We start from the raw sequence: 20813 nt of genomic DNA on the forward strand, positions 1-20813 counted from the left end.
TCACCACCTGGCCAGGACGATTCCGGCGCTGACCCCGCTGGCCAGGCCGACGAGCGCGACGAGGTCGCCGCGCCGCACGCGGCCGGACTCCACCGCCATCGCCAGTTGCACGGGCAGGGTGGCGGCGACCATGTTGCCGTGCTGGACGATCGTGACGACGACCTTGCCCGGCGGGATCCCGGCGTGGTCGCAGAACTTCCACAGCATCGGCAGCGACGCCTGGTGGACGCAGACGGCCGCGCAGTCGTCCCAGGTCAGGCCGAGGTCGGTGAGCGGCTTGCGGAACAGGGCGGGGTCGATGCTCTCGAAGCCCCGCAGGAGGGCGCGGGCGTCGACCAGCAGCGGGCCGTAGTGCGGCGCCGGGGTCGACGGATCGCTGGAGGCGTCCAGCACGCGGACGACGGCGCCCTCCCACGCGGCGGAGTGGGCGGCGGAGTGGTGCGCCAGCACGCCGGGCGCGGAGCCCGCCTCCAGCAGCAGGGCGGCGCCGACGTCGCTGACGGTGTAGCCGGCCGCGACGGCGTAGAACTCCTCGACGCCGCGCACGCTCCACGGGGTGATGGCGCTGGGCAGTTCGCCGCAGCAGACGAGCACGCGCCGGTACCGGCCGCCGGTGATCAGCGCGTCGGCCAGCTCGATGGCGGTCAGCACGCCGTTGCAGGCGTTGCGCACGTCGAAGACGGGGCACCGGGCGCCGAGCGCGGCCGCGACGAGGTGCGCGGTGGCGGGCTCGACGACGTCGGCGGACACTCCCGCGTAGATCAGCAGGTCCACGTCGGCGGGGGCGACGCCGGCGCCGTCCAGCAGCTTGCGGCACGCGGCGGCGGCCAGGTCGGACGGGCCGTCCTGCGGCGCGGCGACGTGCCTGCGCCGCACCCCGCTGGCCCTGAGGATCAGGCCGCGCGGGACGTCCAGGCCCGGGTTGCGCTCGGCGAGCCGGTCCTCCAGTTCGGCGGTGGTCAGCGTGGTCTCCGGCAGGTGCGCGGCCACCGCGGCCAGCCGGGTCCACGGCGCGCCCTCGCCGGTCACCGGCTCCCACCCGTCGGGACGGCCGCCACCGGGTCGGGCTCCGGTGGTCGTGGGCGCGGGGGTGAGGGAGGTGTGGGAGTCGCGGCATCGGTGGTGGACAGCCCCAGGCGGACCAGGACGATCTGGGCGATGTCGGCGATGGTTCCACCGCTGCGCAGCAGTTCCAGGGGCGGGATATCGATGCCGTACCGGGTCCGCACGGAGGCCATCAGCTCGCCGCCCATCAGGGAGTCCATCCCGTACTCGTCCAGCCGGCGGTCGACGGCGATCTGGCCGGCCGGCAGGAGCAGCACCTCCGAGAGGACCTGCCTGATCTCCGCGACGAGGAAGGCGAGGGCCTGCTCGCGGTCCATGGCGGCCAGCGCCTCCAGCACCCGCGTCCGGTCGGTGCCCTCCTCGTCCAGGCCGGCGGGCAGCAGCGCCGCCGTCATCGGACGCCGCAGGCCGGGCATGACCTGGCTGAGCCGGCCCCAGTCGCACCGGCCCACCATCGCCACGCCGGCCTGCTCGGCCAGCATGTCCTCGATCGCGGCGAGCGCCTCCGCCGGGCGGGTCGCCTCACCGCCGAACACCGCCGCCAGCGTCCCGCCCTGGGCGTCGCGGGCCAGCACGCCGGTCTCGCTGAGCGCCCCGAGGGCCACCGTGAGCGCCGTCCTGCCGCGCCGGCGGCGGAGCCGGGCCAGCGCCTCCAGGTAGAGGTTGGCCGCCGCGTACGCGGACTGGCCGATGTTGCCGAGCGCCGAGATGGAGGAGTACATGACGAACATGTCCAGGTCGCGGTCACCGGTGAGGTCGTCCAGGACCAGGGCCCCGGCGATCTTCGGGTGCAGGACCGCGCGGATCCGGTCGTCGGACAGTTCGGCGAGCGGCGCGTCGTCCAGGTGCATCGCCGCGTGGACGACGCCGCGCAGCGGACGGCCGTCGGCGTCCATGTCGCGCAGGACCCGCTCCATGGCGGCGCGGTCGGCGGCGTCCGCCGCGTAGGCGCGGGCGTCGGCGCCCAGGGCGCGCAGGTCGGCCAGCAGACCGGGCGCCTCGGGCGTCCCCGCGCCGCGGCGGCCGACGAGGGCCAGATGGCGGGCGCCGCGGCGGGCCAGCCAGCGGGCGGTGGCGGCGCCGAACCCGGTCAGCCCGCCGGTGACCAGGTAGGTGCCGTCGGGGTCCAGGGCCGGCACCGTCCGCCGGGGCCGCACGCCGAACGGCTCGTCGTGCCCGAACGAGACGACGATCTTCCCGATGTGGCGGGACGAGCCCATCAGCGCGAACGCCTCCCCCACCCGGGCGGCGGGGAGGACGGTGTGCGGCAGCGCGGTGACGCCGCCGGTCCGCATCAGGGGGTAGCAGGCGGTGATCTCCCGGGCGGCGCGCTCGGGGTCCTTCCACTGCAGGGTGCCCACGTCCACCCCGAACAGCGAGATGTTGTCGCCGAACGGCCGCAGCAGCAGCGGCTTGTTCTCGAAGATGTCGCGCTTGCCCAGCTCGATGAACCGGCCGCCGTGCCGCAGCACCTCCAGGCCGCGGGTGATCGCCTCCCCGGCGAGGGAGTTGAGGACGACGTCCACGCCGCGCCCGTCCGTCAGCTCCATGACCTGGTCGGCGAAGCGGAGGCTCCGCGAGTCCAGCACGTGCTCGGCGCCGAGCGCGCGCAGCAGGTCGCGTTTGGCGGGCGAGCCGGCCGTGGCGATCACGCGGGCCCCGCAGGCGCGGGCGACCTGGAGCGCGGCCAGGCCGACGCCGCCGGCGCCGCCGTGCACCAGGACGGTCTCGCCGGCCCGCAGGCGCGCGCAGTGGATGAGCGAGTGGGTCGCCGTCACGAACGCCATCGGCAGCGTGGCCGCCTGGGTGAAGGTGAGCCCGTCAGGGACGGGCATGGCCATCCAGGCGGCGACGACGGCGTGGTCGCCGATGCCGACGGGCCCGGCGGTCAGCACCCGGTCGCCGGGCTCCAGGTCGGTGACGCCGGGGCCGACGGCGCTGACGACCCCGGCGCACTCCAGCCCGAGCTCGTGCCATCCGTGCACCGCCTCTACGGCCTCCACGGGCAGCAGCCCGGCCGCGCGCATCACGTCGCGGTAGTTCAGCCCGGCCGCCCGGACCTCGATGGCGACCTCGCCGGCGCGGGGCTCCGCTCTGCGCTTCTGCCGCCATTCCAGGGTGAACGTCCGCCCGGGGTCGCGGACCGCGAGCTCGCAGCCGTCCCCGACGCCGGTGGACGGGACGGTGGCGGCCGGCGCCTCCCGGAGCCGCGGGACGAAGCGGCCGCGGCGGGTCAGGACGATCTCCTCCTCGTCGTCCGGCGCGAGCATCTCCGCCGCCAGGCGTTCCGCGTCCAGGGCGGGGTCGCCGGTCGGGGTGAGGCAGACGCGCCGGACGCGCAGGCTCGGGTGCTCGTTGCCGAGGGAGCGCGCGGCGCCCCAGACGGCGGCGTCCCGCGGATGCGTCCCGGCCTCCGGCCCGCTCCCCTCCGGCCCGCTCCCCTCCGGCTCGCCCGTCTCCGGGAGGGCGCCGCAGGGGCGGGCGGCGAGCCAGAGGGAGACCTCCAGGTCGTGGGGCAGTTGCTCGCAGGCCAGCGCGATGGCGCGCAGCGCCGCGACCCGCCGGGTGATCCGCTCGACCTCCGCGGCCGGGCCGGACGCGGCGTCTTCCCCGGTGTCGTCTTCGGCATCGCCCAGGAGGACGCAGAAGGCGGCCTTGCGCGCGTCGGCGGGCACCTTCAGCGCCCACTCCCCGGGATCGGTGCCGATGCCGGACCTGGCGACCCGGGCGCCGCGGTCGCGCAGCACGTCCGCGAGCGCACCGGCCGCGCCGGGGCCGTCCTCGGCGGCGATGACCCAGGCGTCGCCCTCCCCCGCCCGCGGCAGCCGTGCGGGCGCCGTGCGGCGGGCTTGCGCGGCCGCCGGCTGCGGGGCTCCGGCCAGCAGGACCGAGAAGTCGCCGTGCTCCGGCTCCCCGCCGTCGCCGGTGGCGCCGATGGCGGTGAATCCCGCGTCGACCAGCAGGTCCGACCACTGCTCGCGCGGCAGCAGCGGCGAGTCGGGACGCACGTCGCGGTCGGCGAAGCGCCAGAACTCCGCGAGCAGGCCGAAGACCGGCAGCAGCGCGCCCAGCCGGTGCGGTTCGGCGGCCAGCAGCAGCCCGCCGGGTGCCAGGAGGGCGCGCGCGTGGTCGAGCGCGGCGGTCACGTCCTCGGCCAGATGCAGGACGTTCACCGCGACCACGAGGTCGAACGCGCCCTCGGCCACGTCCTGCCCGGCGGGCGCCCGGTCGATGTCCAGCGCGGCGTATTCGACGAGGTCGGACGCGGCGAACCGCTGCCGCAGCCGGTTCACGACCGCCTCGTCCGCGTCGGTGGCCGTGTAGCGGGTGCGGTCGGCGGGCAGCGCCGGCAGCAGCGCGTCGGTGGTCCCGCCCGTCCCGGCGCCGAGCTCCAGGACGCGCAGCGGCCGGTCGGCGGGCCAGCGCCGGACGATCCCCTCCACGGCGGCGCGCACGACCCGGTTGGCGGCCGTGCACAGCGGCCCGGCGCGGTGGAACTGCTCCAGCAGGTCGGCGCCGCCACCGGCGAGGAGGCCGGCCGCGGTCTCGCGCCCGGCGAGCAGGTCGGGCAGGCGCGTGCCGATGAGGACGGTCAGGGCGGCGTGCGCGGCGAAGGCGTTGCCGCGCCAGACGAGTTCCTCGTGCAGGGTGTCGGGGCCCGCCGGCGGGGTCGTCCACCGGAGCTGCCGCGGGCCGAGCCGGCCCATCAGGCCGTGCCGTTCGAGCAGCGGCAGCGCCGGTTCCAGCAGCCGCCGGTGGTCCGACGCGGCATGGGACCGGAGCAGTTCCCGCGGGTCGAACGGCCGGGCGCGGCCGTCGGCGCCCGGTGCCCGCAGCGCGCGGGCGACGGCGTGCGCGAACGCCTCCTCGGCCCGCGCGGCGAACCGGGGGTAGTCGAGTCCGCGCCACGCCTCAAGGGCCCGGTCGGCGGTGCCGGCCGCCTCGTCGAGGAGCAGCTGCGGCTCCGCCACGGGGGCCACGCCGTCCGCGGTGCCCCGCTCGTCGGCCCCGCCGGGCCGGGGCGCGGCGCGCAGCACCGTCTCGTACCGGGTCAGCCGGGTCGCGATGCCCCGGACGGCGCGCAGCCGGCAGCCGAGGATCTCGGCGCTGACGTTGCCGTCGGGGTCGGTGACGGTGATGTCCCAGCAGACCTCGTCGTCATACCTCGAACGTTCCCGGACGTGCAGCAGGCCCTGCGGGGACGGCCGCCCCCACAGCCGCATCGAGGCGATCGCCGCGGGCATGTAGTGCCTGCCCGCGAGCATCTCGTCCACCAGCCACACCACTCCGGCCTGGAGCGCGCTGTCGAGGACGACCGGATGCGCCTGGTAGGCGCCGTCCTCCTGCGCGTCGCACGAGTAGGAGCCCAGGATCTCCTTACCGGCGCGCCACAGGCCCGTCAGCACGCGGAAGTGCGGCCCCCACTCCATGTGGCCCTTGGCGGCGCGCGCGTAGAAGTCCTCGACGTCGACCGGCTCGCCGATGCGTGCGCGCAGTTCCGCCACGTCCACCGGCGGCGGGACCGGGCGCAGCAGGCGGCGGACCCGTCCCCGGCAGTTCTCCCGTGGCTGCCGGGTGCGGTCCTCGGCGCCGGCCACGACGACCACGCCGGTCTCGGGGTACAGCGTGGTGCTCGCGCACGTCGGCTCGGTACCGGTCGCCGCCGACAGCACCAGCGCCCGGGCGATGTCGATCCGGTCGACCTCGACCGCGCCGGCGGCCTCCGGCAGCCCGAGCCGCCCGGCGGCGGCCATCATCTCCAGGTAGCCGGTGGCGGGCATGACCGGGGCTCCGCCGGCCTTGTGGTCCAGCAGCCAGCCGAGCCGCCCCGGGTCGAGTTCGGCCGCCCACGCGGGGTAGGGCACCGGCAGCCGCTCGCCCAGCAGCGGATGCTGGACCGCCGGGTCGCCGAACCGGCTGATCCAGGTGCCGGGGCCGCCGATCCAGTACCGCTCGCGCTGCCACGGGTAGGCGGGCAGCGGCCGCACCCGGCCGGGGCGCGGGAAGTGGCGGTCCCAGTCCACGCGGGCGCCGGACGCGATCAGGTGCGCGACCGCCGCGCGCATGGCGGACGGGCCCGGCTCTCCGCGCCGCAAGGTGGCGGCGACGGCCGCGCGGGGCCTCGCCTTGCCGATGACGCGGCGCAGGTAGGAGCGCAGCACCGGGTGCGGCCCGACCTCCAGCAGCACGTCGCAGCCCTCGTCCGCCACCCGCTCGACGGCGGCGGCGAACCGGACGGGCTCGCGGACGTTCCGCCACCAGTACGCCGCGTTCAGGTCGGGCCCGTCCATGAGCCCGCCGGTCACCGTCGAGACCAGCGGGATCCGGGTGCGGTCAGGCCGCAGCCCGGCCAGCGCCTCCAGCAGGCCGTCGCGGACCGGGTCCATGGCGGAGCTGTGGAAGGGGTACTCCAGGTCGAGCATCCGGAAGAAGGTCTCCCCGGCCGCCAGCTCCTCGCCGAGCGCGGTCAGGGCCTCCTCGGGGCCGGCGACGGTGACATCGCGGTCGGTGTTGACCGCGGCGACCTCCACGCCGGGATGGCCGGCCAGCAGCCGCCGGGCCGCGTCCTCCGGCAGGCCCACGGCGGCCATCCGCCCCCAGCCCCGCGCCCGCGCCTGCGCCGTGCTCCGCTCGGCGATGACCTGCGCCGCCTGCGCGGACGACAGCGCCCCCGAGACGTAGGCGGCGGCGACCTCGCCCACGCTGTGCCCGAGCACGCAGGCCGGACGCACGCCCGCCGCCTTCAGCATCTCCGCGAGCCCCGCCTGCACCGCGAACAGCAGGGGCTGCGCGACCTCCGTCGCCGCCAGGCACCACCGCTCGGCGGGCACGGCCAGCTCTTCCAGGACCGACCAGCCCAGCCTCGGCGCCAGCTCGGCGTCCAAGGCCTCGACGGCCTCGCGGAACACCTCGTCGCCGAGCAGGTCGGCGGCCATCCCCGCCCACTGCGCGCCGTTGCCCGAGAACACCAGCGCGACGCGGCCGTGCTCCACCGCTTCACCGAACGCCGCCTCGCCGCCGCCCTCGTCGCCGTCCAGCAGGCGGGTCAGGGCGCGCGCGGCACCGGCGGGCGAGTCGGCGACGACCGCCGCGCGGTGCGGATGCGTGCCGCGCCGCCGGCAGGACGTGTAGGCGATGTCGTAGAAGTCCTGGTCCGCGGTCGAGGCGAGCACCCCGGCGGCCTGGCGGGCCGCCTCGCGCAGCGCGGCCGGCGTCCGCGCCGACACCACCAGCGGCAGCGCGTTCGCGGGGTGCCCGCCAGCCGCGCCGCCCTCCTCGGACGGCGGCGGGACGGTCAGCGCGACATGGACGTTCGCGCCCCCGAACCCGAAGGAGTTGACCCCGGCCACCGGGCGGGCGGCGGCGCCGTCCAGCGGTACCGGCCGCGTCGCCACGCGCAGCCCCAGCCCGTCGAAGTCGATGGCCGGGTTCGGCGTGCCGGCGTGCAGCGTCGGCGGCACCAGCCGGTTCCGCAGCACCAGCATGGCCTTGAACAGGCCCGGCATGCCGGACGCCGGCTCCAGGTGCCCCATGTTGGACTTCACCGACCCGATCGGCAGCGGGCCGCCGGAGCGCTCCGCGCCGAGGGCCCGGCCGAGGGACAGGCACTCGGCCGGGTCCCCCGCCTGCGTCCCGGTGCCGTGCGCCTCGACGTACACGACCTCGTCGGGCGCGACGCCGGCCTCGGTGTACACCTGCCGCAGCAGCTGCTCCTGCGCGTCCGGGCTGGGCAGCGACAGCCCGAACGTGCGGCCGTCGTTGTTGGTGCCCGCCCCCAGGATCACCGCGTGCACCCGGTCGCCGTCGGCGAGCGCGTCGGCCAGCCGCTTCAGCACCACCAGGCCCCCGCCCTCGGCGCGGACGAACCCGTCGGCGTCCGCGGAGAACGCCCGGCAGCGGCCGGTCGGCGACAGCATCGACGCCTGGCTGAACCCCACGAACGAGCCGGGGCTCAGCAGGAGGTGCATCCCGCCGGCCAGCACCACCCGGCTCCTGCCCTCGACGAGCGTCCGCCAGCCGCGCTCCACCGCCAGCAGCGACGACGAGCAGGCGGTGTCGATGCTCATGCTGGGGCCGCGCAGGTCGAACACCTGCGACAGCCGGTTCGACGCGATCGACAGCGTCGACCCCGACATCGTGTACGGGCCGATCCCGCACGGCTCCAGCATCTGCAGCACGCCGTAGGCGGGGTCGGAGATCCCGATGAACACGCCGGTGTCGGACCCGGCGAGGGACGCGGGGTCGATGCCGGCGTCGTCCAGCGCCTCCACGGCCGTCTCCAGCAGCAGCCGCTGCTGCGGGTCCATCGCCGCGGCCTCCTTCGGCGAGATCCCGAAGAAGGCCGCGTCGAAACCGCCCGGGTCCTCGGTCAGGAAGCCGCCCGCGCGGGTGTAGCTGCGGCTCGCCCGGGGCATCCGCTCGTCGACGAACCGGTCGGCCTCGAACCGCTCCGGCGGCACCTGCCCGACCAGGTCGTCGCCGCGCTCCAGCGCGGCCCACAGCCCGTCCAGGCCGGTGATGCCGCCCGGAAGCCGGCACCCCGCCCCGACGATCGCGACCGCGCGGCCATCGGTCCCGCCTGGCCGTTCCCCCATGCGCGCACCCTCTCCCGATTACATTCAGTAGTCAGATGGCCACTAAATGCTGCGACGGGTCGGGCGCGGCGGCAACAGACGCGGAAGCGCCGAAGCCCTACCCCCCGGGGTAGCGGGGGCGTCACCGCCGGGCGCGCGTGTCAGTCGTAGGCGTGTCGGTCATGGGACGCCCGCGTCAGTCGTAGGACGCCAGGGTGCGGGCGTGCAGGCCGAGGACGTGCGAGAACAGGGCGGGGGCCTGCGCGCCGGCGGCGTCGGGCAGGACGTCGGGGGTGAGCGTCCAGTCCGCGCCGACCCACGAGTCGGCGATGGCGTCCGCGCTGGAGGGGAGGTTGTTGCACGCCTGCCGGAGCCGGACGGCGCGCACGGACTCGGCGGCCGGGGTGTCGGTCTCCACCAGCAGCACCGGGACGCCGGCCGACGGGCCGTCCTCCACCAGGCGCAGCAGGCCGTGCGCGTCGTCGCCGTCGAGCGCGGCGCCGGCGTCGAGGATCACCACCAGCCGGACGGGCGGGCCGCCGCCGGGCGGGTCCTCGCCGCCGCCGATGCGGCGCAGGTCGACCAGGTCGAGCAGCCGGCGGACGCGTTCGGCCGCCCCGGTGCCGACGGCCACGCCGCCGCCGAGCAGCCGGGCGGAGGTGGCCGGGTCGAAGCCCTGCAGCCAGCCCGCGCCCGACAGGCCCGGCGCGTCGACGACGTCCAGCCCGACGAGCCCGGGCGGCGCCGCGGCGAGGAACCGGGTCGCCAGCGACCAGGCGTAGGCGGTGGAGTCGCCCGGCATCGTGCCCTGGGAGATCCACACGGCGCGCCGCCACGGCAGCCGCAGTACGAGCGGGATCCGCAGGTCCGGCAGTTCGGCGGTGGACAGCCGGCCGAGCAGCACGCCGCCGGCGAGGTCGGTGCGGGGCCGCCAGGTCAGCCAGGACGGCGCGTCGAACGGCGCGACCTCCGCCTCGACGTGCGGCTCCACCCGGGCCAGCTCGTCGCGGAGCTGGGCGGCGTCGGCGCGCAGCCGCTGGTCGGCGGTGGCCATCAGCTCGTCGAAGCGGCCGCGGGGCCGCCGCCCGGCGATCTCCTCGTTGCGGACGGTCAGCGCGTGGTCGGTGGCGGCGCGGAACGCGGCCAGCGAGCGGCTCGCGTCCTCCCAGACGAGCCAGCAGCGTTCGAGGTAGTCGACCTCGGAGTCGGGCGGCGGCGGAGGCGGCGGCGCGGGTGGCGGCACCGGCGGAGGCACCGGCGGCGGTACGGCCCTCGGCGGCGGTACGGCCGCGGGCGGCGGGGGCTGCGGGGTCTGCGGGGTCTGCGCGGAGGGCGGCGGGGTTCCCGGGTCGTCCACCTCGATGCCGTGCGCGGCGACCAGCTCGGCCAGGCCGCCGCCGTAGCCCTGGCCCACGGCGCGCACCTTCCAGCCGCCCGCGCGCCGGTACACCTCCAGGCCGATGATCGCCTGCTCGGGCCCGAGGCCGGGGACGGTGAACGCGGCGGCCGTCGCGCCGCCGGCGGTCAGCAGCACCCGCGGCGGCTCCGCCCCGAACGACGTGCCCCCGGCGAGGCTGACCGCGATGAGCACCGCGGCGACCTCGGCGGGGACCGCGTCCAGGTCGAGGTCGACGCGCTGGCCGCCGGCGTCCGACCAGCGGACGCCCGCGGCCTGCGGGGCGTTGAAGAACACCAGGTCGGCGTCGGAGCGGACGCGCAGGTCGGGGCCGACGAGCAGGGCGCTGACGTCGACGGGCACGGCGCTGGAGACCGTCGCGGTCACCCGCCGGGCGGTCAGTGCCGCGTTGGCGCCGCGGGCGAGTTCGGTCATCGGCGTCAGGCGTGCGCCGCGATCGCCGGGAGCATGTCCTGGAACGTGCGGCCGTGGCAGGGCTCGCCGATCGCGTTCATCTTCCAGGCGCCGCCGTGCCGGTAGATGCGGGCCATGACCATCGCGGTGTGGGCGCCGCCGCCGGTCAGCGTGTACCGGGCGAGCTCGCCGCCGTCCATCTCGTTGACCAGCCGGCAGAACGCGTTCTCCACCTCGTTGAACGTCTGGCCGTTGAACGAGCTGACCGTGAACACCAGCGAGGTGACGTGCACCGGGAGGCGGTTCAGGTCGACGATGACCGACTCGTCGTCGCCGTCGCCCGCGCCGGTCAGGTTGTCGCCGGTGTGCCGGACGGAGCCGTCGTCGCTGACGAGCTTGCCGAAGTACACCACGTCCGCGAGGTTCTGGTCGGCGAACAGGACGCAGGACGCGTCGAGGTCGATGTCCCGCACGCGGGAGCCGAAGAACCCCTTCTTCTTCACCGCGTCCCAGCCCAGGCCCATCCGGACCATGCTGAGCACGCCGCCGGGCTTCTCCAGCGAGATCCGCTGGCCCTTCACCATCGACACCGTCACAGCCGTCGCCTCCTCGCCGTCCCTGTGCCGCGCTGACCCGAGGGTGCGCCGGCCCGGACGCAAAGCCTTCCAGCCCATGCGCCGTGTTGTCACCTCGTTCCCGGTTCCGCCCGTGAAACCGGTGGAAGGTTTCTTGTCCGCTCCGCGCGGACCGCCGCATAGTGACGTTCCACCTGCGAATTGTGATCGGGAAAAGAGTGGTTCTGGTGCGGTTCTCACTGGTGCGGGTCGTGAGTGTGCTCGTGGCCGCGTTGGTCGCCGCGGCGGCGGTTCTCACGGGACCGCCGGCCTCGGCGGCGGCGCTGACGGAGGTCACGAGTTTCGGGACGAACCCGACCGGGCTGCGGATGCACGTGTACGTCCCCGACCGCGTCCAGGAGAAGCCGCCCGTCCTGCTGGCGATCCACTGGTGCACGGGGTCGGGGCCGGCGATGTACTCGGGCACGGAGTTCGCCCGGCTCGCCGACCGGTACGGGTTCGTCGTCGTCTACCCGTCCGCGACGCGCGGCGGGGCCTGCTTCGACGTGTCGTCGGCGCGGGCGCTGCGGCGCGACGGCGGGAGCGACCCGGTCGGGATCATGTCGATGGTCCGGTACGCGCTCCAGCGGCACGGCGGGGACGCGTCGCGCGTGTTCGTCACCGGGGTGTCGTCCGGCGCGATGATGACGAACGTGATGCTGGCGAACTACCCGGACGTGTTCGCCGCGGGCGCGGTGTTCGCGGGTGTGCCCGACGGCTGCTTCGCCACCGCGGACGGCTCCGGCTGGAACAGCGCGTGCGCCAACGGGACGATCCTCAAGACGCCGCAGCAGTGGGGCGACATCGCGCGCTCCGCCTACCCCGGCTACTCCGGGACCCGGCCGCGGGTGCAGCTGTGGCACGGCACCGCCGACGACACGCTGCGCTACCCGAACTTCGGCGAGGAGATCGACCAGTGGACGAACGTCCACGGCCTGTCCGCGACGCCGACCTCGACCGACCAGCCGCAGCAGGGCTGGACGCGCACCCGCTACGGCGACAAGGTCGAGGCGTACTCCCTGCAGGGCGTCGGCCACAACCTGATGGCCTCCGGCATGGCGCAGCGGGCGATCCAGTTCTTCGGCCTCGACCAGGGCGGCACCACCGAGCCGCCCGGGGACGGCGACGGCTGCGCCGTCTCCTACGCGGTGAACGCGTGGAACACGGGACTGGTGGCGAGCATCACCGTCACCAATACCGGGTCCGCGGCGATCAACGGCTGGACGCTCGGCTTCACCCTCCCCGCCGGGCAGGCGATCACCTCCGGCTGGGGCGCCGCCTACCGGCCCGAGAGCGGCGCGGTGACCGCGGCGAACGTGTCCTACAACGCCGCGATTCCCGCAGGTGGATCCGTCGGGATCGGCTTCCAGGCCACCCACACCGGCGGCACCGGCGCGCCGTCCGCGTTCACGCTCAACGGCGCCGCGTGCGGCGCCTCCTGACGGTTGACAGGGGTGCGGGCAGATCGTACGGTTCGCTTGATTCACGGTTGCCCGAGGGAAATCCGGTGAGATGCCGGTGCGGACGCGCCACTGTATCCGGGACGACGATCCCGGGAGCCAGGTCGCTCGGGTGGCCGCGACCTCATTGTCCGGGACGCGCCAGATCCCAAATGGAGGCTCCGTGAGCACGCTCAGTGCCCGCACCATCCCCCTTCCCCGCCTCGTTCCCCGGCTGCTCGCCGTGCCCTGCCACTAGGCCGCCGCATGGTACGCACCCTGCTGGTCAGGGGCCTTCTTCTCGGCCTGCCGGCCGGCCTCGTCGCGGGCGCCTTCCCCGTCGCGGCCGGTGAGCCGCGCATCGACGAGTCCATCGACGAGTCCCGGGCGTCGTTCGGCGCGCTGTTCGGGTGGGCCTGCGGCCGGGCGGCCCGTCCCGCCGCCGTGCCCGCCTGAACGGGGTGCGGCTCGGCCGCGCCCGCGGCCTGGACGCCGCCGCGGCCGGCCGGTTCGGTCTCGCTCCGCTGTCCATCACGCGACTCGCCGCCGCCCGGGGCGGCCGACGGGTCCCTCACGTCTATCGGAAGGTGGTTCCTTGACCACCCTGTATCCGTTCAGCGCCGTCGTCGGCCTGGACGACCTGAAGCTGGCGCTGCTCCTCAACGCCGTCTCGCCGCGTGTCGGCGGAGTGCTGGTGCGCGGAGAGAAGGGCACCGCGAAGTCGACGATCGTGCGGGCGCTGGCGGCCCAGCTGCCCGCCGTGGACGTCGTCGCGGGCTGCCGCTTCGCGTGCGACCCGGCGGCGCCGGACCCGTCCTGCCCGGACGGCCCGCACGAGCCGGGCGGCCCGGCGGAGCGGCGGCCGTCCGCGCTGGTGGAGCTGCCGGTCGGCGCGTCCGAGGACCGGCTCGCCGGGTCGCTGGACGTGGAGCGGGCGCTGACCGAGGGCGTGAAGGCGTTCGAGCCGGGGCTGCTCGCGGCGGCGCACCGGGGGGTGCTGTACGTGGACGAGGTGAACCTGCTGCACGACCACCTGGTGGACCTGCTGCTGGACGCCGCCGCGCTCGGCACCTGCTACGTGGAGCGCGAGTCGCTGTCGGTCCGGCACGCGGCCCGGTTCCTGCTGGTCGGGACGATGAACCCCGAGGAGGGCGAGCTGCGGCCGCAGCTGCTCGACCGGTTCGGGCTGACGGTGGAGGTGGCGGCGTCGCGGGAGCCGCGCGAGCGGGCGGAGGTCGTCCGGCGGCGGCTCGCGTTCGACGCCGGCCCGGAGGCGTTCGCGGCGCGCTGGGCCGCCGCCGAGTCGGGCCTCGCCGCGCGGATCGCGCAGGCCCGCGCGCGGCTCGGCGGCGTCCGCCTGCCGGACGAGCGGCTGGAGCAGATCGCGGCCGTGTGCGCGGGGTTCGAGGTGGACGGCCTGCGCGCCGACATCGTCACCGCGAACGCCGCGATGGCGCACGCGGCCTGGCGGGGCCGGGACGAGGTGGCGGAGGAGGACGTCCGCGCCGCCGCCCGCCTGGCGCTGCCGCACCGCCGCCGCCGCGACCCGTTCGACGCCCCCGGCCTGGACGAGTCGCTGCTCGACGACCTGCTGGACCGCTCCTCCCCCGACGACGACCCGCCCCCGCCCCCGCCCCCGCCCGGCGGCGCGCCGCAGGATGACGGGCCGCAGGAAGACGGGCCGCAGGGCGACGGAAGACCGCCTGGCGAGAGCGGTTCGTCGAGCGGCGACTCCCCTTCGGGCGGGGGCGGTGGCGGGGGTGAGCGGGTCGCGGCGGCGGGGGCGCCGCATGCGGTGCCCCGGCTGGAGGTGCCCGGGGTCGGTGACGGTGCCGCGGGGCGGCGGTCGCGGGCGCGGACGGCGCGGGGCCGGGTCACCGGGGCGCGGCGCCCGGCCGAGCGGGTCCGCGATCCGCACCTGGTGGCGACGCTGCTGGCCGCCGCGCCCCATCAGCGGGAACGGGGCCGCTCCGGCTCGGGGCTCGTGCTGCGGCGCGGGGACCTGCGGGAGGCGGTGCGGGAGGGGCGCGAGGGCAACCTGGTGCTGTTCGTCGTGGACGCGAGCGGCTCGATGGCGGCGCGGCGCCGGATGACGGCGGTGAAGACGGCGGTGCTGAGCCTGCTGCTGGACGCCTACCAGCGCCGCGACAAGGTCGGGCTGATCACGTTCCGGGGGCGGGAGGCGGACGTGGTGCTTCCGCCGACGTCGTCGGTGGAGGCGGGGGCGGCGCGGCTGCGGGCGCTGCCGACCGGCGGCCGGACGCCGCTGGCGGCGGGGCTGGTCCGGGCCGCCGAGACGCTGCGGGCGCAGCGGCTGCGCGATCCGGCGCGGCGCCCGCTGGTCGTGGTCGTCACCGACGGCCGCGCCACCGCCGGCGGCGACGTCGACCGGGCGGCCGGGCTGCTCGCCGGGACGGCGGGGATCGTCGTGGACTGCGAGGACGGCCCGGTCCGGCTCGGGCTCGCGGGCCGCCTCGCCGCGCGGATGGACGCGCGGCTCGTCCCGCTGCGGGAACTCGATGCGATCGTGCGCGAGCACAGGAAGGCGGCCTGAGATGCCCCAGGGGAAGCCCGTGTCCGTCCCCGACGACGGACTCACCACCCGGCAGCGCCGCAACCGGCCGCTGCTGATCGTCCACACCGGGCCGGGGAAGGGCAAGTCGACGGCGGCGTTCGGGATGGCGCTGCGGGCGTGGAACCAGGGCTGGCCGGTCGGGGTGTTCCAGTTCGTGAAGTCGGCGAAGTGGCGCATCGGGGAGGAGCGCGCGCTGCGGGTGCTGGGCGGCAGCGGCGAGGGCGGGCCGGTCGCGTGGCACAAGATGGGCGAGGGCTGGTCGTGGATCCAGCGGCCCGGCAGCGAGGAGGACCACGCGGCCGACGCGCGGGAGGGCTGGGCGCAGATCAAGCGGGACCTCGCCGCGGAGACGTACCGTTTCTACGTGCTCGACGAATTCACCTACCCGCTCAAGTGGGGCTGGCTGGACCTGGACGACGTGGTGGCGACGCTCACCGCCCGGCCGGGCGCCCAGCACGTCGTCGTCACCGGGCGGGACGCGCCGGACGCGCTGGTCGGGGCCGCGGACCTGGTGACGGAGATGGGCAAGGTCCGGCATCCGATGGACGCCGGGCAGAAGGGGCAGCGGGGCATCGAGTGGTGATCCCGCGCCTGGTGGTCGCGGCGCCGTCGTCGGGGAGCGGGAAGACGACGGTCGCGACGGGGCTCATGGCCGCGCTGCGGGCGCGGGGGCTCGCGGTGTCGCCGCACAAGGTCGGGCCCGACTACATCGACCCCGGCTACCACGCGCTGGCGGCGGGGCGGCCGGGCCGCAACCTCGATCCGTGGCTGGTGGGCGAGGAGCGGGTGGCGCCGCTGTTCCGGCACGGCGCGGCCGGCTGCGACGTGGCCGTGGTCGAGGGGGTGATGGGCCTGTTCGACGGGCGCGGCGACACGGGGTTCGCGTCCACCGCGCATGTCGCGGAGCTGCTCGCGGCGCCGGTGGTGCTGGTCGTGGACGCGGCGCGGCAGAGCCGGTCGGTGGCGGCGCTGGTGCACGGCTTCGCGACGTTCGAGCCGGGGGTGCGGGTCGCCGGCGTCGTCCTCAACCGGGTCGGGTCGGACCGGCACGAGGAGCTGTGCCGGGGCGCGCTGGAGTCGGCGGGCGTGCCGGTGCTCGGCGCGATCCGCCGGGACGACGCCGTCGTGAACCCGTCCCGGCATCTCGGGCTGATCCCGGCGGCGGAGCGCGGGGCGGAGGCCGTGCGGGCGGTGGAGCGGCTCGGCGAGCTGGTCGCGCGGTCGTGCGACGTGGACGCCCTGGTGCGGCTCGCGGGCACCGCTCCCCCGCTGCCGGGGCCGGTGTGGGACCCGGCCGGTGAGGTCGAGCCGGTCGCGGGGCGTCCGGTCGTGGCGGTGGCGGGCGGTCCGGCGTTCACCTTCTCTTACCGGGAGCACGTGGAGCTGCTGCGGGCGGCGGGCGCGGACGTGGCGGTGTTCGACCCGCTGCGGGACCCGGCCCTGCCGGACGGGACGGCCGGGCTCGTCATCGGCGGCGGGTTCCCCGAGGTGCACGCCGCGGAGCTGGCCGCCAACGCGCCGATGCTGGCGGCGGTGGCGGCGTTCGGCGGGCCGGTCGCGGCCGAGTGCGCGGGGCTCCTCTATCTCTGCGAGGAACTCGACGGGCGGGCGATGTGCGGGCTCGTGCCGGGGCGGGCGCGGATGACGCCGCGGCTCACGCTCGGCTACCGGGAGGCGGTCGCCGTCGGGTCGTCGCTGCTGACCCGTCCGGGCGAGCGGTTCCACGGCCACGAGTTCCACCGGACCGTCCTGACCGGCGGCGGCGAACCGCTGTTCCGCTGGCGGGACGGCACCGGGACCGGGGCTGACGGCTTCGGCGGCGACCGGATCACCGCGTCCTACCTGCACCTGCACTGGGCCGGGTGCCCGGAGGCGGCTCAGCGGCTCGTGTCGTCCGCCCGCCCGTCGTCCTCGAGGTCGCCCTCGGTCTTGAGGTAGACCTCCTGGAGGCCCTGGAGGACCTCCGGGTCGGGGTGCTCCCACATGCCGCGCTCGGCCGCCTCCAGCAGCCGTTCGGCGATGCCGTGCAGCGCCCACGGGTTCGAGGTCTCCATGAACGCGCGGTTCTCGTCGTCCAGGACGTAGGCGGCGGTGAGCCGGTCGTACATCCAGTCGGCCATGACGCCGGTGGTGGCGTCGTAGCCGAACAGGTAGTCGACGGTCGCGGCCAGCTCGAACGCGCCCTTGTAGCCGTGCCGGCGCATCGCGGCGAGCCACTGCGGGTTCACGACGCGGGCCCGGAAGACGCGCGCGGTCTCCTCCGACAGCGTGCGGGTGCGGACCGCGTCGGGGCGGGTGCTGTCGCCGACGTAGGCCTCCGGCGCCTTCCCGGTCAGCGCCCGGACCGTGGCGATCATGCCGCCGTGGTACTGGAAGTAGTCGTCGGAGTCGGCGATGTCGTGCTCGCGGGTGTCGACGTTCTTGGCGGCGACCGCGATGCGGCGGTAGGCGCTCTCCATGTCGTCGCGGGCGGGCACGCCGTCGAGGTCGCGGCCGTAGGCGTGGCCGCCCCATACCGCGTACACCTCGGCGAGGTCGGCGTCGTCGCGCCAGTTGCGGCTGTCCATGAGCGGCAGCAGGCCCGCCCCGTACGCGCCGGGCGCCGACCCGAAGATGCGGCGGGCGGCGCGCCGCTCGTCGCCGTGCTCCTCCCGGTCGGCCCGGACGTGGGCGCGCACGTAGTTGCCGGACTCGGGCTCGTCGAGGCCGGCGACGAGCCGGACGGCGTCGTCCAGCATCGCGACGACGTGCGGGAACGCGTCCCGGAAGAAGCCGCTGATGCGGACGGTCACGTCGATGCGCGGCCGCCCCAGCTCGGTGAGGGGGATCGGTTCCAGATCGGTGACGCGGCGGGACGCCTCGTCCCACGCGGGGCGGACGCCGAGCAGCGCGAGCACCTCGGCGACGTCGTCCCCGGCGGTGCGCATCGCGCTCGTCCCCCACACCGACAGGCCGACCGAGCGGGGCCATTCGCCGTGGTCGGCGCGGTAGCGGTCCAGCAGGGAGTCGGCCATCGCCCGGCCGGTCTCCCAGGCGAGCCGGCTCGGGACGGCGCGCGGGTCCACCGAGTAGAAGTTCCGGCCGGTCGGCAGGACGTTGACGAGGCCGCGCAGCGGCGACCCGCTCGGCCCGGCCGGGACGTAGCCGCCGTCCAGCGCGTGCAGGACGTGGTCGAGCTCGTCGGACGTGCGGGCCAGCCGCGGCACGATCTCGGCGGCGGCGAACTCAAGCACGCGGGCCACCAGGTCGCGGCGCTCTTCGGGGACCCGCCGGACGGCCTCGGCGACCGCGTCCACGGCCCAGCCGGCGTCCTCCATGGCCTGGACGAGGCCGCGGGCGGCGGTCTCGGCGGCGTCCACGGCGGCGAGGGCCTCGGTGCCGTCCTCGGTCAGGCCGAGCGCCTCGCGCAGGCCGGGCAGGGTCTCGCGTCCCGACCACATCTGCCGGGCGCGGAGCATCGCCAGCACCAGGTCGACGCGGGCCGCGCCCTCCGGCGCCTGCCCGAGGACGTGCAGGCCGTCGCGGATCTGCGCGTCCTTCACCTCGCACAGCCAGCCGTCGACGTGCAGGAGGAAGTCGTCGAACTCGGTGTCGTGCGGGCGGTCGTCCAGGCCGAGGTCGTGGTCGAGTTTCGCGGCCTGGATCAGCGTCCAGATCTGGGCGCGGATCGCGGGCAGCTTCGCCGGGTCCATCGCGGCGATCGCCGCGTGCTCGTCCAGGAGCTGTTCGAGGCGGGCGATGTCGCCGTAGGTCTCGGCGCGGGCCATCGGCGGGACCATGTGGTCGACGAGGACGGCGTGCGCGCGGCGCTTGGCCTGCGTCCCCTCCCCCGGGTCGTTGACGAGGAACGGGTAGATCAGCGGGACGTCGCCGAGCGCGGCGTCGGTGCCGCACCGCGCCGACATGCCCGCCGCCTTGCCCGGCAGCCATTCCAGGTTGCCGTGCTTGCCGACGTGGACGATGGCGTGCGCGCCGAACTCGTCCGACAGCCACCGGTAGGCGGCCAGGTAGTGGTGGCTGGGCGGCAGGTCGGGGTCGTGGTAGATCGCGATGGGGTTCTGCCCGAAGCCGCGCGGCGGCTGCACCATGACGACGACGTTCCCGGCGCGGAGCGCGGCGAGGACGATGTCGCCGTCCTGCACGAACAGCTGCCCGGGAGGCGGCCCCCAGTGCAGCTCCATCTCGCCGCGCAGTTCCTCGGGGAGCGTCCGGTACCAGCGCTCGTAGGACGCGCCGGAGATCCGGACGGGGTTGCCCGCGAGCTGCTCCTCGGTGAGCCAGTCCTCGTCCTGGCCGCCGGCGGCGATGAGCGCGTGGATGAGCGCGTCGCCGTCCAGGCCCGCGGCGTCGTCGCCGACGCCGGGGAAGCCTCCGCCCAGGTCGTGGCCCTCGTCGCGGAGGCGGGCCAGCAGCCGGACGGTGCTCGCCGGGGTGTCGAGCCCGACGGCGTTCCCGACGCGGGAGTGCTTGGTCGGGTACGCCGACAGCATCACCGCGACGCGGCGCTCGGCGGGCGGGGTGTGCCGCAGGCGGCCGTGCCGGACGGCGATCCCCGCGACGCGCGCCGCCCGCTCCGGGTCGGCCCGGTAGACGGTGAGGCCGTCCTCGTCGATCTCCTTGAACGAGAACGGGACGGTGATGATCCGGCCGTCGAACTCGGGGATCGCGACCTGCGACGCGGCGTCCAGCGGGGACAGGCCGTCGTCGCTGTCCTCCCAGGCGGCGCGGCTGGTGGTGAGGCAGAGGCCCTGCAGGATCGGGACGTCGAGCGCGGCGAGGGCGCCGACGTCCCACGCCTCGTCGTCGCCGCCCGCCCCGGCGGTCGCGGGCCTGGACCCGCCCGCCGCGAGGACGGTCACGACCAGCGCGTCCGCCCGGCGGAGGGTGTCGAGCAGCGCGGGCTCGGCGGTGCGCAGGGACGAGCAGAAGACGGGCATGGCCTGCCCGCCCGCGTCCTCGACGGCCGCGCACAGCGCCTCGGCGAACGCGGTGTTCCCGGCCATGTGGTGGGCGCGGTAGTAGAGCACGCCGACGACGGGGCCCTCGGTGGTGCGGGGCTCGCGTTCGAGCCGCCCCCACGTCGGCGTCGCGGCCGGGGGCGCGAACCCGCGCCCGGTCAGCAGCACGGTGTCGGACAGGAACGCGTGCAGCTCGGCGAGGTTGGCGGGCCCGCCGTGCGCGAGGTAGGCGTGGGCCTCGGCGCACACGCCGGCGGCGACCCCGCCGCGGAGCCGGGACAGCTCCATCAGCTCGGCGTCGGGGGCCTGCTCGCCGCCGAGGACCACCACCGGGCGGGGGCCGGCGAGGAGCGCGTCGAGCCCGTCCTCCCAAACGCGCCGCCCGCCGAGCAGCCGGACCACGACGAGGCCCGTGCCCTCGGTCAGTGCGGGCAGGTCGGCGGCGGTGAGCCGGGCGGGATTGCCGAGCCGGTAGCCGGCGCCGGACGCGCGGGCGCTCAGCAGATCGGTGTCGGACGTCGACAGCAGCAGCACGGTGCCAGCGGACACGGCCGTTCCTCCCCTGGGGTCCTCGCCCCGGTAGCGGGTGTCGCGACGGCAGGAGTCTCCTGGCTCCCGGATCGATGCTCGCCCCGGCCTTCCCGTCCGTGCGGACAGTGGCCTCAAGCGGGGTTCGCTCCCCGGTCACAGTGGCGGGACCGCGCCGGATTCACACCGGCTTCCTCCCATTGCCATCGCCTGGGGAGAACAGTACGGCAGCGCGGCCCGCCCGCAAAGT

The 20813-nt window shown here is 76.1% G+C and carries 10 protein-coding genes and 2 riboswitches; of the genes, 5 read left to right on the forward strand and 5 right to left on the reverse strand.

Annotated elements, in window-relative coordinates; genetic code table 11:
* From HUT06_RS26665 to HUT06_RS26680, 4 genes are all read right to left on the reverse strand, one after another.
* Nucleotides 1–1029, reverse strand: a complete 1029-nt coding sequence (locus tag HUT06_RS26665; protein ID WP_176198214.1) for a 3-oxoacyl-ACP synthase III family protein — start codon at nt 1027–1029, stop codon at nt 1–3.
* Nucleotides 1026–8660 carry a type I polyketide synthase gene (locus HUT06_RS26670; RefSeq protein WP_176198215.1) on the reverse strand — a complete coding sequence of 2545 codons (7635 nt, stop codon included), beginning with the start codon at nt 8658–8660 and terminating at the stop codon, nt 1026–1028. Before HUT06_RS26670 ends, HUT06_RS26665 begins: the two co-directional genes overlap by 4 nt.
* Before the next feature lie 175 nt (nt 8661–8835).
* Nucleotides 8836–10470, reverse strand: coding sequence for a TerD family protein (locus HUT06_RS26675; RefSeq protein WP_176198216.1), 1635 nt, complete (start codon nt 10468–10470; stop codon nt 8836–8838).
* A 5-nt stretch (nt 10471–10475) separates the two neighbouring features.
* Entirely contained in the window at nt 10476–11045 is a 570-nt protein-coding gene (locus tag HUT06_RS26680; protein ID WP_176198217.1) for a TerD family protein, read from the reverse strand.
* Between the two features lie 230 nt (nt 11046–11275).
* Between HUT06_RS26680 and HUT06_RS26685 the strand changes: the two genes are divergently transcribed.
* From HUT06_RS26685 to HUT06_RS26705, 5 genes are all read left to right on the forward strand, one after another.
* Nucleotides 11276–12505, forward strand: a complete 1230-nt coding sequence (locus HUT06_RS26685) for a PHB depolymerase family esterase (RefSeq protein ID WP_254715397.1) — start codon at nt 11276–11278, stop codon at nt 12503–12505.
* 61 nt (nt 12506–12566) lie between these two features.
* A riboswitch (cobalamin riboswitch) is annotated at nt 12567–12627 on the forward strand.
* Nucleotides 12628–12769: 142 nt separating this feature from the next.
* Nucleotides 12770–12958, forward strand: a complete 189-nt coding sequence (locus HUT06_RS26690) for a hypothetical protein (RefSeq protein WP_176198218.1) — start codon at nt 12770–12772, stop codon at nt 12956–12958.
* A 139-nt stretch (nt 12959–13097) separates the two neighbouring features.
* Complete coding sequence (locus HUT06_RS26695; RefSeq protein WP_176198219.1) at nt 13098–15056, forward strand: VWA domain-containing protein; 1959 nt, start codon at nt 13098–13100, stop codon at nt 15054–15056.
* 1 nt (nt 15057) lies between these two features.
* The gene (cobO, locus tag HUT06_RS26700) at nt 15058–15660 is read left to right on the forward strand and encodes a cob(I)yrinic acid a,c-diamide adenosyltransferase (protein WP_176198220.1); all 603 of its coding nucleotides are present in this window, start codon (nt 15058–15060) and stop codon (nt 15658–15660) included.
* A complete protein-coding gene (locus tag HUT06_RS26705) occupies nt 15657–17015 on the forward strand; it encodes a cobyrinate a,c-diamide synthase (protein WP_254715804.1) in 1359 nt (452 codons plus the stop codon). The genes cobO and HUT06_RS26705 overlap by 4 nt, the downstream gene beginning before the upstream one ends.
* Here the strand turns inward: HUT06_RS26705 and cobN are convergent.
* Complete coding sequence (cobN, locus tag HUT06_RS26710; RefSeq protein WP_217711473.1) at nt 16955–20584, reverse strand: cobaltochelatase subunit CobN; 3630 nt, start codon at nt 20582–20584, stop codon at nt 16955–16957. The genes HUT06_RS26705 and cobN overlap by 61 nt on opposite strands.
* Before the next feature lie 52 nt (nt 20585–20636).
* A riboswitch (cobalamin riboswitch) is annotated at nt 20637–20760 on the reverse strand.
* Nucleotides 20761–20813 lie beyond the last annotated feature (53 nt).

Origin of the sequence: Actinomadura sp. NAK00032 (assembly GCF_013364275.1) — a bacterium.
In the GTDB taxonomy this organism is placed as follows: domain Bacteria; phylum Actinomycetota; class Actinomycetes; order Streptosporangiales; family Streptosporangiaceae; genus Spirillospora.

Excerpts from the sequence above, each read along its gene's own strand:
- HUT06_RS26670 (WP_176198215.1), bottom strand. The coding sequence starts at position 8,660 with ATGGGGGAACGGCCAGGCGGGACCGATGGCCGCGCGGTCGCGATCGTC.
- HUT06_RS26675 (WP_176198216.1), bottom strand. The coding sequence starts at position 10,470 with ATGACCGAACTCGCCCGCGGCGCCAACGCGGCACTGACCGCCCGGCGG.
- HUT06_RS26690 (WP_176198218.1), top strand. The coding sequence starts at position 12,770 with ATGGTACGCACCCTGCTGGTCAGGGGCCTTCTTCTCGGCCTGCCGGCC.
- cobO (WP_176198220.1), top strand. The coding sequence starts at position 15,058 with ATGCCCCAGGGGAAGCCCGTGTCCGTCCCCGACGACGGACTCACCACC.